Annotated in this window: 15 protein-coding genes and 1 riboswitch; of the genes, 8 read left to right on the top strand and 7 right to left on the bottom strand. The window is 67.4% G+C overall.

Features of this window, described 5'->3' with window-relative positions; genetic code table 11:
• The first annotated feature begins 24 nt into the window (after positions 1-24).
• Together ACFWAY_RS02345 and ACFWAY_RS02340 are read left to right on the top strand one after the other, a co-directional pair.
• Complete coding sequence (locus ACFWAY_RS02345) at positions 25-906, top strand: fumarylacetoacetate hydrolase family protein (protein WP_378455691.1); 882 nt, start codon at positions 25-27, stop codon at positions 904-906.
• Positions 907-915: 9 nt separating this feature from the next.
• Positions 916-1,842 (top strand): VOC family protein, encoded by a 927-nt coding sequence (locus tag ACFWAY_RS02340; RefSeq protein WP_378509698.1) that lies wholly within the window; start codon positions 916-918, stop codon positions 1,840-1,842.
• A 23-nt stretch (positions 1,843-1,865) separates the two neighbouring features.
• Here the strand turns inward: ACFWAY_RS02340 and ACFWAY_RS02335 are convergent, their stop codons facing one another.
• Complete coding sequence (locus ACFWAY_RS02335) at positions 1,866-2,087, bottom strand: hypothetical protein (RefSeq protein ID WP_378455693.1); 222 nt, start codon at positions 2,085-2,087, stop codon at positions 1,866-1,868.
• A gap of 282 nt (positions 2,088-2,369) precedes the next feature.
• On the opposite strand from ACFWAY_RS02335, the gene ACFWAY_RS02330 reads away from it, so the two are divergent.
• Positions 2,370-2,774, top strand: coding sequence for a C40 family peptidase (locus ACFWAY_RS02330; RefSeq protein ID WP_378455694.1), 405 nt, complete (start codon positions 2,370-2,372; stop codon positions 2,772-2,774).
• A gap of 71 nt (positions 2,775-2,845) precedes the next feature.
• Here ACFWAY_RS02330 and ACFWAY_RS02325 read toward each other — a convergent pair whose 3' ends face one another.
• Positions 2,846-3,187, bottom strand: coding sequence for an Lsr2 family protein (locus ACFWAY_RS02325; protein ID WP_378455695.1), 342 nt, complete (start codon positions 3,185-3,187; stop codon positions 2,846-2,848).
• A gap of 140 nt (positions 3,188-3,327) precedes the next feature.
• Here ACFWAY_RS02325 and ACFWAY_RS02320 point away from each other — a divergent pair, with 140 nt between their 5' ends.
• A complete protein-coding gene (locus ACFWAY_RS02320) occupies positions 3,328-3,507 on the top strand; it encodes a hypothetical protein (protein WP_378455696.1) in 180 nt (59 codons plus the stop codon).
• A 1-nt stretch (position 3,508) separates the two neighbouring features.
• Here ACFWAY_RS02320 and ACFWAY_RS02315 read toward each other — a convergent pair whose 3' ends face one another.
• The 3 genes from ACFWAY_RS02315 to ACFWAY_RS02305 all read right to left on the bottom strand — a co-directional run bounded on the left by ACFWAY_RS02315 (position 3,509) and on the right by ACFWAY_RS02305 (position 7,100).
• Positions 3,509-4,918, bottom strand: coding sequence for a CitMHS family transporter (locus ACFWAY_RS02315; protein WP_378455697.1), 1,410 nt, complete (start codon positions 4,916-4,918; stop codon positions 3,509-3,511).
• A gap of 75 nt (positions 4,919-4,993) precedes the next feature.
• Positions 4,994-6,334, bottom strand: coding sequence for an LLM class flavin-dependent oxidoreductase (locus ACFWAY_RS02310; RefSeq protein WP_378509697.1), 1,341 nt, complete (start codon positions 6,332-6,334; stop codon positions 4,994-4,996).
• Between the two features lies 1 nt (position 6,335).
• Entirely contained in the window at positions 6,336-7,100 is a 765-nt protein-coding gene (locus ACFWAY_RS02305) for a 3-oxoacyl-ACP reductase (protein ID WP_378455699.1), read from the bottom strand.
• A gap of 48 nt (positions 7,101-7,148) precedes the next feature.
• Positions 7,149-7,252, bottom strand: a riboswitch (TPP riboswitch).
• A 72-nt stretch (positions 7,253-7,324) separates the two neighbouring features.
• On the opposite strand from ACFWAY_RS02305, the gene ACFWAY_RS02300 reads away from it, so the two are divergent.
• Positions 7,325-7,777, top strand: a complete 453-nt coding sequence (locus ACFWAY_RS02300) for a MarR family winged helix-turn-helix transcriptional regulator (protein ID WP_378455700.1) — start codon at positions 7,325-7,327, stop codon at positions 7,775-7,777.
• A gap of 2 nt (positions 7,778-7,779) precedes the next feature.
• Positions 7,780-8,202, top strand: coding sequence for an organic hydroperoxide resistance protein (locus tag ACFWAY_RS02295; RefSeq protein WP_378509696.1), 423 nt, complete (start codon positions 7,780-7,782; stop codon positions 8,200-8,202).
• Between the two features lie 21 nt (positions 8,203-8,223).
• Here the strand turns inward: ACFWAY_RS02295 and ACFWAY_RS02290 are convergent, their stop codons facing one another.
• Both ACFWAY_RS02290 and ACFWAY_RS02285 read right to left on the bottom strand, forming a co-directional pair.
• Positions 8,224-9,102 carry an oxidoreductase gene (locus ACFWAY_RS02290; protein ID WP_378509695.1) on the bottom strand — a complete coding sequence of 293 codons (879 nt, stop codon included), beginning with the start codon at positions 9,100-9,102 and terminating at the stop codon, positions 8,224-8,226.
• Positions 9,103-9,142: 40 nt separating this feature from the next.
• A complete protein-coding gene (locus ACFWAY_RS02285; protein WP_378509741.1) occupies positions 9,143-11,131 on the bottom strand; it encodes a CocE/NonD family hydrolase in 1,989 nt (662 codons plus the stop codon).
• A 195-nt stretch (positions 11,132-11,326) separates the two neighbouring features.
• Here ACFWAY_RS02285 and ACFWAY_RS02280 point away from each other — a divergent pair, with 195 nt between their 5' ends.
• A complete protein-coding gene (locus ACFWAY_RS02280; protein WP_378509694.1) occupies positions 11,327-12,226 on the top strand; it encodes a pseudouridine synthase in 900 nt (299 codons plus the stop codon).
• Positions 12,227-12,271: 45 nt separating this feature from the next.
• Positions 12,272-13,807: a CHAD domain-containing protein gene (locus ACFWAY_RS02275; protein WP_378455705.1), complete on the top strand. Its 1,536-nt coding sequence runs from the start codon at positions 12,272-12,274 to the stop codon at positions 13,805-13,807.
• Positions 13,808-13,827: the final 20 nt, after the last annotated feature.

Here is a 13,827-nt window from a genome sequence, read left to right as displayed (position 1 = left end):
CAACGCTCCAGGAGAACCACTTTCATGCGTATCGCCAACATCGACGGCCGTGCCGCTCTCGCCATCGCAGACGAGGGTTCCGAGCGGGGCATCGACCTCGCCCACGCCTCCCGCGGCCGGTTCGGCCCCGAACTGCCCGCCGTCTACCAGGCTTGGGACGACGTCACTGCATGGGCAGCCGAACAGGACCTGTCCGCCTTCTCCGACGACAGCTTCTCGATCGACCGCTCCCTCCTCCGAGCACCGTCGCCGGCTCCCCGTCAGGTGTTCGCGGTCGGCCTGAACTATCACGCCCACGCCGCCGAATCCGGTTTCGAATCCCCCACCCACCTTCCGCCGGTGTTCACCAAGTACGCCTCCAGCTTCACCGGCCCCGACACCGACGTGATCATCCCCGCCGGCGGCAACGTCGACTGGGAAATCGAACTCGTCGCCGTCATCGGACGCGAAACCACCAACATCGACGAGGCCGACGCCTGGGCGCACGTCGCCGGTCTCACCGCCGGCCAGGACATCTCCGAACGGATCACCCAGACCCGCGGCCCGGCACCGCAATTCGGCCTCGGGAAGTCGTTCGCTGGGTTCTCCCCGCAAGGCCCCTGGCTGGTCACCCCGGACGAGTTCACCAATCCCGACGACCTCGAACTCGGCTGCACCATCGACGGCGAGGAAATGCAGAAGGGCCGCACCCGGGACCTGATCTTTCCCGTCTCCACGCTGATCGCCACCCTCTCGCGCAATGTGACCCTCTACCCCGGTGACGTCATCTTCACCGGCACCCCCGCCGGGGTCGGCGTCGGCCGCGAACCGCAGCGATTCCTGCAGGCCGGCGAAAAACTCGACAGCTGGATCGACGGCATCGGTCAGCTGCACCAGCATTTCATCGCCGACCCCGACGCGAAGTAGGGACGAACCATGGCTCTGCACGGACTGGGCAAGGTCACCATCGGCGTCCCCAACGTCGACGACACCATCGCCTACTACACCGAATTCGGACTCGAACACCGCGGGAACGGGGTGTTCGCCACCCGCAACGGCGGCGAGCAACTCGAAATCGTCCACGCGCCCACGCGGCGACTGGTCGAGTTGACGGTCGCCGCCGACGATCTCGACGACATCGCCGCCATCACGGCGCGGCTGACCGGGCTCGGCGTGGCACTCGAACAGGACGGCACGTCCGTCAGTGCCGTCGAACCGGTCACCGGCACCCTGGTGCGGGTGCAGGTCCGGCCCCGGATCGTCATCGCCCCCGCGGTGTTGCCGACGCCGTACAACGGTCCGGGCCGGATCGACCGGTGGGGACGGGCCCCGTTCCTCACCCGCCCCGAACCGGTTCGCCCCCGCAAACTCGGACACGCGGTAATCGGGTCCACCGACCTCGAAACCACCATGAAGTTCTTCACCGACGGTCTCGGATTCAAGGTCAGCGACTACATGGGCGACAAGGCGGCATTCCTGCGGTGCTCCGTCGAGCACCACAACGTCCTCGTCATGGCCGCACCGGTGAACTTCATGCACCACACCAGCTGGCAGGTCGATGACATCGACGAAGTCGGCCGCGGCGCCCACGCCATGCTCGAAACCAACCCCGAACGGCACGTCTGGGGCCTCGGACGGCACTACGCGGGCGCGAACTTCTTCTGGTACCTCGAGGACCCGGCGGGAAACTTCTCCGAGTACTACTCCGACATGGACACCGTCCCCGAAGACGAACTCTGGAGCCCGGAAGTGCTACACGGACTCCACGGCCTCTACGCCTGGGGACCACCGCCGCCCCCGTCTTTCCTCGAACCCGACGACCTCGCCGCCCTGATGACCGGAGCTCACTCCAGCACGGGGTGAGGAGCGGACCCGCGGGATTCGTGCTAGATCAGTTCGACGACGGTTCCCAGGTCGTGCACGTGCTCACTGTCCGACGGCCCGGTGGCCGGCGCGATGTCGCCACGTGCCGAGTGTGCCATCGACCTCGCCTCGCCCGCGGCGAACGCGACCGGTACAGCCACGGCAACGGACAGGAGGGCAGCTCCTGCGTCGAACGCCAAGCGTGCGACACCGAAAGCACAGTTCGCCGATTCTCGGATCGTCATCGTCCGCCTTCCTTCACCAGTCCACAGGACGTAGCGGACCACTCCTTTTGGCATAACCTTTACCCGTTCGACGTTACGAGGGGCACGCACTACTAGCGAGTACCAAACCGACCAGATCGAATGGTCTACCGGGCGGCCGTCGCTTCCGGCGCCCGAGCAGAGAGAAGACAGGCACGTACCCGGGTAGTTCAGCCGATGCGCCCAGACCGCACTGGGACCACCCTGTAATCAGACGTCCCCCACGTCGCGACACCACACCGAGTGCACTGGAGCAACGACGGCATGAACCCACACACCGGCAACCACGGACATCACCTGGTTCACACGTTCCGCCGTCCTCCGGTGCGGCCGGGACGCCACGCGCTGCACGCTGCCGCATCCAGGATCGGAATTCCGTGCACCCTCGGCGCCGGTGACCACCGCGCCTTCGACAGTTCCGGTCTCGTTCAATGGGCGTACAAGCAGGCCGGCGTGTCCGTTCCGCGCACCACCTACGAGCAACTCCGACACGGGACCGCCGTGGACGAGAGCGACCTGCAGCCCGGCGACGTCGTTCTCTTCTACGGGGGCGGCCACGCGGGGATCTATGCAGGAAACGACACGGTCGTCCACGCACCCGCTCCGGGACGGCCGGTCACGCGAGTAGCCATGAACTCCATGTCATTTCACGCAGCGCGCCGATACTGACGACCGACCGCAGCCTCCAGCCGACCCAAACAGGGCGGCTGGAGGCGTCGACCACCCGCGACACCGTGGACTCAGTGAGCTGCGTTGTACGCTTCCTCGATCTCGGCAGGAATACGTCCACGCGCGGACAACTCATAGCCCTGCTCGGTCGCCCATTCTCGAATCTCCTTCGCCTGGCTACGTCCCTGCGACGGTGCCACTGCAGGAGTCGACCGACGCTTTCTTCCACCGACCCGAGTTGCATGCTCGATGTAGTAGTCGAGAGTCTTGTGGAATTCCCTGGCGTTCTTGACCTTCAGATCGATCTCGTAGTCGACGCCGTCGACAGAGAACGGAATGGTCTCCCCCTTACCGTTCTTGATCGGAGTTCCGTCGATGTCGTCGATGCGTTCGACAACAACTTTGCGCGCCACAGTTCCACTCCTTCATCGTCGATAACCCGGGGAACACTACGTCGAAGTATTGTTTACCTGCCAATCCCCGACGGAGTTTTCGAATTGCAGACCCGGGTCCGTCTGATTGGAGCACCCCGTTTTCGGGGTATCCGTCGGACATGACACCGAAGGACACATCCGGACCGAAGACCACGACCACCGACAGTGGCGCCCCGGGCGCGGACAAGGACGTGATGTCCGATCCGGCCGAGGACGACAAGAGTTCGGGCGCCGACTGGAGCGGCGAAGGTGGCGCGACCCCTGAAGGGCCCGCCACCGACACCGACACCGAGGACTAGGTCACCAGGGGATCTGCCCGAGGACCACACCGATCACCAGCATCGACAGCGACACCAGCGCCGCGCGCCACAGCACCTTCTTGTGATGGTCCGCCAGCGGGACACCCGCCAGGGTCACGAGCAGGAGGATGGCCGGGACGAGGGGGCTCTGCATGTGGAACGTCTGGCCGGTGATGGATGCGCGGGCCATCTCGACCGGCTCGATGCCGTACGTGGCCGCCGTCTCGGCGAGGACGGGCATGATGCCGAAGTAGAAGGCGTCGTTGCTCATGAAGAACGTGAACGGCAGGCTCAGGATGCCCGTGATGACGGCCAGGTGCGGTCCGAGCGAGGCCGGGATGATCTCGAGCAGCCACTGCGCCATGGCCTCGACCATTCCGGTGCCCTGGAACACGCCGGTGAGCACGGCCGCGGCGAACACCATCGCGACCACGGAGACGATGCTCGACGAGTGGCGGGTGATCGCCTCCTGCTGTTCCTTGACTCGCGGGAAGTTCACCGTCAGCGCGATCGATGCGGCCACCATGAACAGGACCGGAATCGGCAGGACGTCCATCACGAGCACGACGAGGAGCGCGACGGTCACGAGCGCGTTGAACCACAGCAGCTTCGGTCGCAGCGTGGGCCGCTCGGGGTCGAGACCGTCGACGAAGCCCTGGCCGTCGTCCGATCCGGCGTCGCCGGAGCCGCCACCGGTTCGGGGTGTGTCACCGTTGCCCCCGGATCCGGAGCCGGTCGCGGACCGGCGGAGGCCGGAGCCCGCGGAGACGAGGAGGCGCTCGTCGGTGAGTTGGAGCGTTCCGATGCGGCGGCGTTCGCTGTAGCCCAGCTGCACGGCGAACAGCAGCACGACGAGCAGCCCGACCACCAGTGACGGGATCATCGGGACGAACACGTCCGACGGCGAGATATTCAGCGCCGCGGCGGCCCGGACCGTCGGTCCACCCCAGGGGACGATGTTCATCGCGCCGTTCGACAGGCCGGCGACCACCGTGAGAACCACGGGGCTGACCTTCAGCTTCATGTACAGCGGCAACAATGCGGACGTCACGATGATGAATGTCGTGGATCCGTCACCGTCCAGCGACACCACCATCGCGAGCACCGCCGTGCCGACGACGAGCCGCATGGGGTCGTTGCGGACGAGCCGGAGGATGAGTTTCACCAGCGGGTCGAACAGGCCGACGTCGATCATGATCCCGAAGAAGATGATCGCGAAGAACAGCAACGCGGCCGTCGGCGCCAGCGACTTGATCCCGTCGGTGATCATGTCGCCGATGCCGAGGCCCGCTCCGGCCGCGATACCGAATGCGACCGGGACGGCGATCAACCCGACCACGGGAGTGGCCCGTTTGGACATGATCAAGAACATGAACACGGCCACCATCAAAAAGCCGAGTGCTACCAGCATTGCCACTCCTCGTCCGAACTCGCGTCGCGGTGTGATCGCGATAACAGCCAGTGTCGGGGGGAGGGACGCTCACAGTCACTGTTGCGTACTTAGAGAAGGTTGTGTTCTTTGTGGTGGCAACTGCCGGCGCCCCCGGAGATGGTCGCGCAGGGTCTCCGTCTCATACTCCGCGCGGAACAGCCCCCGCTTCTGCAGGACGGGGATCACCTCGTCGACGAAGTCGGCGAGGCCGTTCGGGTAGAGCGGCGGCATCAGGTTGAAGCCGTCGGCCCCGCCGCTGCGGAACCACACCTCGATCTCGTCGGCGATCGATTCCGGGGTTCCGATCATGGTGCAGTGCCCGCCGCCCGCCGCCAACGTGCCCAGCAGCGACCGCACGGTGGGACGGTCCTTCTCGATGATCCGCAGGATCGTGTCGTACCGGCCCTGCGGCCCGGTGAACTCCGACAGCGGCCGCAGCGCGGGAACGGGTGCGTCCAGTTCCCAGGCACTGCAGTCCTGCTGGACGAACATCGACAACTGCGCCAGCGACTGTTCGACGGGCAGAAGCGCGTCGAGTTCCGCCTTCTTCCGACGGGCCTCCTCGGCGGTCGAGCCGACGTAGGTCACGAGACCGGGCATCACGGTCACCGTCTCGGCGTCGCGGCCCGCCGCGCGGATGCGCCGCTTCACGTCGCCGTAGTAGCTCTGCGCGGCCGTGAGGTCGTAGGCGACGGCGTAGATGCCCTCGGCGCACCGGGCGGCCAGGTCGCGGCCCTGATCGGACGCGCCCGCCTGGAACAGCACGGGATGACCCTGCGGCGAGCGCGGCACGTTCAGCGGACCGTCCACGAGGAAATGCTTGCCCCGATGCTCGACCGGCTTCACCTCGGCCGGGTCCGCGAAGATGCCCTCCCGGTCGAGCACGAGCGCGTCGGGCCCCCACGAATCCCACAGAGCGAGTGCCACGTCGACGAATTCCGCGGCGCGCGAATAGCGCTCGTCGTGCGGCGGCATCTCCTCGAGTCCGTGATTGCGCGCCTCGGCGTCGAACATCGACGTCACCACGTTCCAGCCGGCGCGGCCGCCGCTGATGTGGTCGAGGGATGCCAGCATCCGGGCCGCGTGGAACGGTGTGTAGAACGTGGTGGACACCGTAGTCACCAGCCCGACCCGTTCCGTCGCCCGCGCCATCGCGGACAGCGCGGTGAGCGGTTCGAGGAACCACACGCCTCCGGATGCGGGGTCGCGCACCGAATGCCCGTCGGCGAAGAACACCGCGTCGAGGCAGCCCCGCTCCGCGGTCTGCGCCAGCTCCTCGTAGTAGGTGATGTCGCAGAGTCGCTCCACCTGGGACGACGGGTGCCGCCACGCGGCGCCGTGGTGCCCGCAGCTGAAGAGGAACGCGTTGAAGTGCAGTTGCCGGGCGTCGGTCATGTCAGTCCTTGACCAGTCCGCCGTCGACGACGAGGTTCTGGCCGGTCACCGCACGCGACCACGGGGACGCGAAGAACAGCACCGCGTCGGCGAATTCGTCCGGGGTGGTGACCCGCTGCAGCGGGGTGCTCGCCGCGATGAGGTCGAACACCTCGTCGGGAGTGGCGGCGCTCGCGTCGGTGGTGCGGAGCAGCCCGCCCGACACCATGTTGACGGTGATGCCGTCGGGACCGAGGTCGGCGGCGAGGGTGCGGGTCAGCGACAGCGCCGCGGCCTTGGCGGCCGTGTAGTCGTGGTACGGGACGACGGGGTTCTGGAACAGGTTGGTCCCGATGTTCACGATCCGGCCGAACCCGAGCGAACGCATGCCCGGCAGCGCGGCCTGCGTCGTGTGCAGTGTCGCCTTCACGCTGCCGCGCAGCTGCGAGTCGAAGGACTCCCACGTGATGACGTCCGCCTTGTCGCGTGCGTCGCCGTTGAACGAGAAGTCGGCGAGCGCGTTGTTGATCACCGTGGTCACCGGTGAACCGAAGTGCCCCTCCGCCGCGGAGAACAGCGTCGCCACCTGTCCGGCGTCGGTGACGTCGGCCCCCAACGCGACCGCACGGTCCGCGCCCAGGGAGGCCGCGAGTTCCTCCGCCGCGTCCCGGCTGTTCCGGTAGTTCACGATCACCCGCGCGTTCTGCGCCGCGAACGATCGCACGATGGCGGCGCCGAGGCCCCGCCCACCGCCGGTCACCAGGACGATCTGCTTGTCGAGCTGCATGCTGCCACCTTCCGTTCGGTCGGCGACGAGACATCGGATGAGCGCATACGGCCGTCTCCGCGACATCCCTTCGCCGGCATTACCCAGTTCAGGTTCGACGGGTCTGTTCTCAGCCGCCGGCTCGTCGCCGGGTAGCACCCCGTGTCACTGGCCAACAGTGTAAGCGCAATCACCGAGCGTGTTTCTTGGTTGTGCACAACCAAGTTGTGTGCAACTATTCAGTGGTGACCGACAACCTCGCCCTCGACCGCCAGGTGTGCTTCGCGCTGTACTCAGCTTCCCGGGCCATGACGGCGAGATACCGGTCGATGCTCGACTCGTTGGGAGTGACCTACCCGCAGTACCTCGTGCTGCTGGTGCTCTGGGAGCGGGACGGCCGCGGAGTGCGCGAGATCTGCGACGCCCTCGAACTCGACACCGGCACGCTGTCGCCACTGCTCAAGCGGCTCGAAACGCTGGGCCTGGTCGAACGCCGGCGCTCCTCGGCCGACGAGCGCCGGGTCGGGATTCACCTCACCGACAAGGGCGCGGGTCTCCGCGCCGCCGCGGAGGGCATCCCCACGGAACTCGCTCAGTCGACGGGAATGAACGTCGACGAACTCGTCGCCCTGCGGGACACCCTGTCGCGGCTCACCGAATCACTTCACAGTTTCAACACCCCTACAGGAGAGAAGTAACCATGAAGATCGTCTACACCGCCGAAGCCCTCGCGACCGGAGAAGGCCGCAACGGCCACGCCCGCACGTCCGACGGCCGGCTCGACCTGAACCTCGCCATCCCCACCGAGATGGGCGGGTCCGGCGACGGCACCAACCCCGAGCAGCTGTTCGCCGCCGGATACGCGGCATGCTTCCACTCCGCACTCCAGCTGGTCGCCCGTCGGGCGAAGGCGAACGTCGCCGACTCGGCCGTCGGCGCCCGCGTCGGCATCGGCTCGACGGACGGCGGTGGATTCGGTCTCGCCGTCACCCTCGAGGTCTCCCTCCCCCACCTGCCCCGCGCCGAGGCGCTCGAGCTGACCGAGAAGGCGCACCAGGTGTGCCCCTACTCCAACGCCACCCGCGGCAACATCGACGTCACCCTCGAGGTCACCGAAGACTGAGAAACCCCGACGGGCGTCGGGTCACCCGAACTTGAACTCGACGCCCGTCAGGTCCTCCGACAGAGACCACAACGCCCGCGCGGTGTGCTCGTCTCGCGACTTCTTGTTGGAGCCCACCACCTTCGGGTGGCCACGCTGCTCGAACAGGCCGTCCGGCCCGATGTAGCTGCCGCCGATCACGTCGGGTGCGGTGGCCGCGTACAGCATCGGCAGCGCCCCCATCTCCGCCGACTGCGCGAAGATCCGGTTGCCGACGGCCATCAGCTTGTCCTGCACCGACTCGGTGTGGGCCTGCAGATTGGTCGACGCATAACCGGGGTGCGCGGCCACCGCTTTGACGGAAGATCCCGCCGCGGACAGCCTGCGCTGCAATTCGTACGTGAACAGCAGATTCGCGAGTTTCGACTGCCCGTACGCGCTCCAGCGATTGTACTTGCCGCGTTCCCAGTTGAGGTCGTCGAGGTGAATCGTTCCCGCCTGGTGTGCGGCACTCGACATCGTGGCGACCCGATCGGTGATCTTGTCGAGCAGCAGTCCGGTCAACGCGAAGTGTCCGAGATGATTTGTGCCGATCTGCATTTCGAATCCGTCGGCGGTCTTGCGCTGCGGAACCGCCATTACGCCGGCGTTGTTCACGAGTACGTCGACGGAATCGACGCCGGCGGCGAACTCGCGCACCGAGGCGAGGTCGGACAGATCGAGGCGGCGCACCTCGGCGTTGTCACCGATCGAGCGTGCGACGACCTCCCCCTTGTGGGTGTTGCGACAGGCCAGCACGACGTGCGCCCCCGCCTTGCCCAGAGCCCGCGCGGCCACCTCCCCCAGACCACTGTTGGCGCCCGTGACGACGAACGTGCGGCCGCGCTGATCGACGATGTCCGAAGCTGTCCACTTGCTCATGACGTCAACCCTACGGATCTCGGGTCGTGGCGTGAACCCGTCACCACGCCTGCGCTCCGACCAGCGGCAGATTGAGGAAACTCGGCCGCTCCGGGGACAACGCGACGTGCTGCGGCTTCAGTTGACTGTCGGCCAGCATCGGTCCGAGCGGCAGGTACCGGGGAACGCTGCCCGCGTACACGTCGACGCGCAGCCGGTGCCCCGGTTCGAGGACCGCGTCGGTGGGCACGAAGTTGATGTCCACCGGTGTCACTTCACCCGGAACCAGCGGCTGACGGGCGTCCACCGTCAGATAATGGTGCGGTTCGGTGTAGTCGCCGTTCGCCGACGTGGTGCTCTTCGAATCGTCCACGGCCCGCATGGAAGCGGTGAGAGCGCCATTGGTGAGCGGAGTCGACGTGCCGTCCGGTGCGACGTCGTTGAGCGTCACGGCCCAGAATCCGTCCGGGGCGTCCAGCACGGTCTCGAGGTGCAGATTGACCGGACCCGACAGCTCGGTCGGCTGCGTGACGGGGGCACTGGTGAACGTCAGGCCCTCGGCCTCGGCGAACCGGGAGTCCTTGCTGCACACCGATCCGAAGACGACGGCCGCGCCTGCGGTGCCCTGTGCGCCGTCGCGGGAACAGAGCCCGCGAAGGCCGGGTGCGACGGTGAGCTGTGCCGCGTCGCCAGGTTTCGCCGACACCAGGCTGCCGTCGTGGGTGGCGTGCCCGGCGGTGCCGCTGGGGGCACCCGACAGGTACATCCGCTGGTAGTCGACGCCGGCCCGCGGGAACTGATCGGTGGTGGTCCAGCCGTTGCCCTGCTGATACAGCGTGACCGGGCCGTACTCCTCGATGCCGTTGTCGATGCCCTTCAGCCACTTGTCGAACCAGGCGCGTTCGAGGACGTCGAGTCGCGGCGGCGCACCCTGCGCTCCGAAGCCGCCACCGAACGAGATGTGGTAGGCGTCGCTCATGATCAGCTGCTTCTCGCCGGCAGGCAGCGGGATGTCGTTGTAGACCCGCGGCTCGCTGTTCGCGAAGATGTCGTGCCACGCGCCGTAGAGCATCGTCGGCACCTCGATGTTCGCGGCCTGCGCCTTCCGCTCCTCGTAGAACCGGCCGTCCTGCGCCACCCGCAACGTGTCGGGGTCGAGACCGCTGATGTCCGGCGCGGTCATGGCCTCGATCAGTGCGGGGAACAGCGTCAGCGGATCCCGCAACCGATCCTGCAGCCACTGCTGGTCGAAGCGCCCCTGCGCGATGGCCTGAACGTCGGGAACGAACTTGAGACCGTTGACCAGTGACAGCCACAGCGGCATGAATCCCACGCCGAGACCACCGCCCGTTCCGACGATGTCGCGGAGCAGATCGTTGCCCGGTTCGGTCGGGAAGATCGCCTTCAACGCCGGCGGCTGATGGCCCGCGGCCTGCAGCGAGTTGATTCCCGAGTACGACACCCCCGCCATTCCGACCTTTCCGTCGGACCACCCCTGCTTGCTCATCCAGTCGATGATCTCGACGGAGTCCTGCTGCTCGAGCGGACCGAGCGCCTGCCATTCCCCTTGGGAGAAGCCGGTGCCCCGCGCATCGACCACCACCTGGGTGTACCCATTCCGGACGAGGTCGCGGTTGATGCCGAAGACGCGCATGCCGCCGCCGGTGAGCACCTTCGCCGCTTCACCGACTCCGTCGAACGGTGTTCCGGCGAGATCGAAGGAGTTCACCAGGTCGACGACCGTGTCCTCGAGGCCCGGTACCGCGAACACGGAGTCGACGACGTTGCCGACCAGCTTCGTGTATGGCGTGACGCCCAGAACCGACGGCATCTTGGCGTCGATCGGCTTGCCGGAGGCGTCCGCGGGGCGATAGACGTTGGCCTTCAGCACCGTTCCGTCACTCATGGTGATGGGGACGTCCCAGTCGATCGCGATCAGCGGGTACTCGGGCGGCGCGTCGACCGCGGCGTTCCACGCAGCCCCGGCCGCCCCGCCCGTCGGATCCGCCGACGCCGTCACCGCCGGGGCGACAGCGAGACCCACCGCCATCGCAAGAGCAACTACCACTGCACCCGGACCAAACGCCCGTTGACGCACGATCACCACGAACCCCCGTGAAAATCCTCCGATGACGCGCCTCAGCGGCCATCAGGGTGGCCCGCGTCACAAACTTACCGGATAGTAACCACGAGTCCCCCCGCGGTCAACGGCGGATTTCCGCAGCCTGTCGACTACCGTGACGGGGTGCCCGACGCCCCCCTTCCCGTCCGCGACGGCCTCAACCCGACGCGGCTGAGGATGCCGGACGACGGCTCGTGGCCCACCGTGCTCGAGTACCTGGTCGCGCGTTTTCCGCACGACGAGACCCGCCTCCGCGAGAAGGTCGCGACGGCGGAAGTGGTCGACGAGCGCGGACTGCCGATCACCGAGTCCACCCCGTTCGCGCCCCGCAGATTCGTGTACCTGTACCGGGATCCGCCGGTCGAGAAGCGGGTGCCGTTCGAGATCGAGATCCTGCACCGCGACGAGGATCTCGTCGTCGTGGACAAACCCCACTTCCTGGCCAGCACCCCGCGCGGCGCGTACATCGCGGAGTCGGCGCTGGTCCGGTTGCGCAGGGACCTCGACCTGCCGGAACTGACACCGGCGCACCGGCTCGACCGGTTGACCGCCGGGGTGCTGATCTTCACGGTGCGTCGTGAGGTCCGGCGCGACTACCAGTCGCTGTTCGATCAGCGCCGGGTGGTCAAGGAGTACGAGGCGGTCGCCCGTTACGACCCCGATCTCCCGCTGTCCGCCACCGTCCGCAGTCGAATCGTCAAGGAGCGGGGCGTCTTGAAGGCGTACGAGGTGGAGGGTCCAGCCAACAGCGAGAGCCGCATCGAACTCCTCGAGGTTCACGGCGACGCGGCCCGGTACCGGTTGCTGCCGCACACCGGCAAGACGCACCAGTTGCGGTTGCACATGAGTTCGCTCGGCATCCCGATCCACGGCGACAACTTCTATCCCGACTTCTACGACGTTGCCGCCGACGACTATTCGACGCCGCTGCGACTGCTGGCCCGGTCCGTCGACTTCGTCGACCCGATCTCGGGCGACCGTCGCCGCTTCACGAGCCGGCGCACTCTCGACTGGCCGGGCTGACCTCGCGTTCTTTCCCTCACCGCGGTCAGGCGGAAGGATGGTGACATGAGTAGTGCGACGTCCGTCTCCGAAGTGGAACGCAAGTACGAAGCGACATCCGAGCAGCAACTCCCGGCCCTCTCGGGGCTTCCGGGCGTCGACGGTGAACCGCGACGCGACACCGTCCAGCTGTCCGCCCTGTATTACGACACGGGCGAACTGCTGCTGCTCCGCGCCGGAATCACCCTCCGCCGCCGGGAAGGCGGCGACGACGCCGGCTGGCACCTGAAGATCCCGGCAGGAGCGGACGAGCGGACCGAGCTGCAACTGGCGCCCGACGCCGAGTACCCCGAGACGGAGGTGCCCCGGGAATTCACGGAATTGCTCACGGCCGTCACCCGCGGCGCCGCCCTGAACCCGGTCGCGCTCATCAGCACCGACCGCGAGCGGCAGCGGCTCGTGGACGCGGCGGGGACGACGCTCGCCGAGGTCGTTTCGGACGTCGTGATCGCTGCCGTCCCCGAGACGGGAACCGGATCCGACGAGCGGGTGTGGCGCGAGATCGAAGTGGAGCTCGCGGCCGGCGACCGAAACCTGTTCGACGCCATCGACTCCCGGCTGACCGATGCCGGAATCACCCGATCGGACGCGCCGTCGAAGTTGCGGCGGGCGCTCGGCGATGCGGTGACCGGCACCCCGCGCCCCGCGCGCAGGAAGAAGGGCTCCGCTCCGCGGACGCTGCTGCTGGAGTACCTGGCGGCGCAGAAGGATTCTCTCGTGACGGCCGACCTCGGCGTGCGGCGCGACCTCGAGGAGTCCGTCCACGACCTCCGGGTCTCGGCCCGGCGCATCCGGAGTGTCCTGCAGGTGTACGGGTCCAGCCTGCGCGACCAGGAAACCGTCGACGAGTTGATCGTCGAACTCCGCTGGGTCGGTCAGGCCCTCAGCGCGGCGCGGGACACCGAGGTGCAGTGGAGCCGGCTCGTGGATCGGCTGGGTGGCGCCGAGGAAATACCCGACCGCGAGGTCGTGCGGGCGCGCCTCGACGAGTACTTCTCGGGACTCGCCGCGACGGCCCGGCCCGCAGCACTGGCCGCCCTGAACTCCCAGCGCTACCTCGACCTGCTCGCCGGGCTCGACACGTTCCTCGCCGCCGTCGAGTCGTCCGGGGGCGGCGGCCCGTCGAAGAAGGCCGTAGCGAAGTCCTTGCGCACCTTGTCGAAGTCCGTCCGTAAGCGCGTGCGGACGGCGGCGGCCGCGACCACCCGGGGCGAGCGCGATGAACTGACACACCGAGCGCGTAAGCGCGCCAAGCGAATGCGCTATGCAATCGAGTCGACGCGGTCGCTGGCACCGAAGGCCTCCGACCGCGCTCAGACGAAGTTCAAGGGCTTTCAGGACGTGCTCGGCGAGTACCAGGACGCCGTCATCGCGCGGGACCACATCCTCGCGATGGTCGCGGAGGATCAGCACTCCGCCGAGTCGAGCCTCGGCCTCGGCATGCTGCTGCAGCGCGAATTGGATCGCGGCGACACCCTGGCTCCGCAAGTGAAACCCGAGTCGAAGACCGCGCGGAAGGCGGCCCGAAAAGTCTGGAAGTAGGGCACAGTCGGGGAGTACCC

The organism is Rhodococcus sp. NPDC059968 (genome assembly GCF_042738615.1).
Lineage (GTDB): Bacteria > Actinomycetota > Actinomycetes > Mycobacteriales > Mycobacteriaceae > Rhodococcus_F.
Note: the sequence above shows the minus strand (reverse complement) of the source record. Positions and strands in the feature narration are given on the sequence as shown.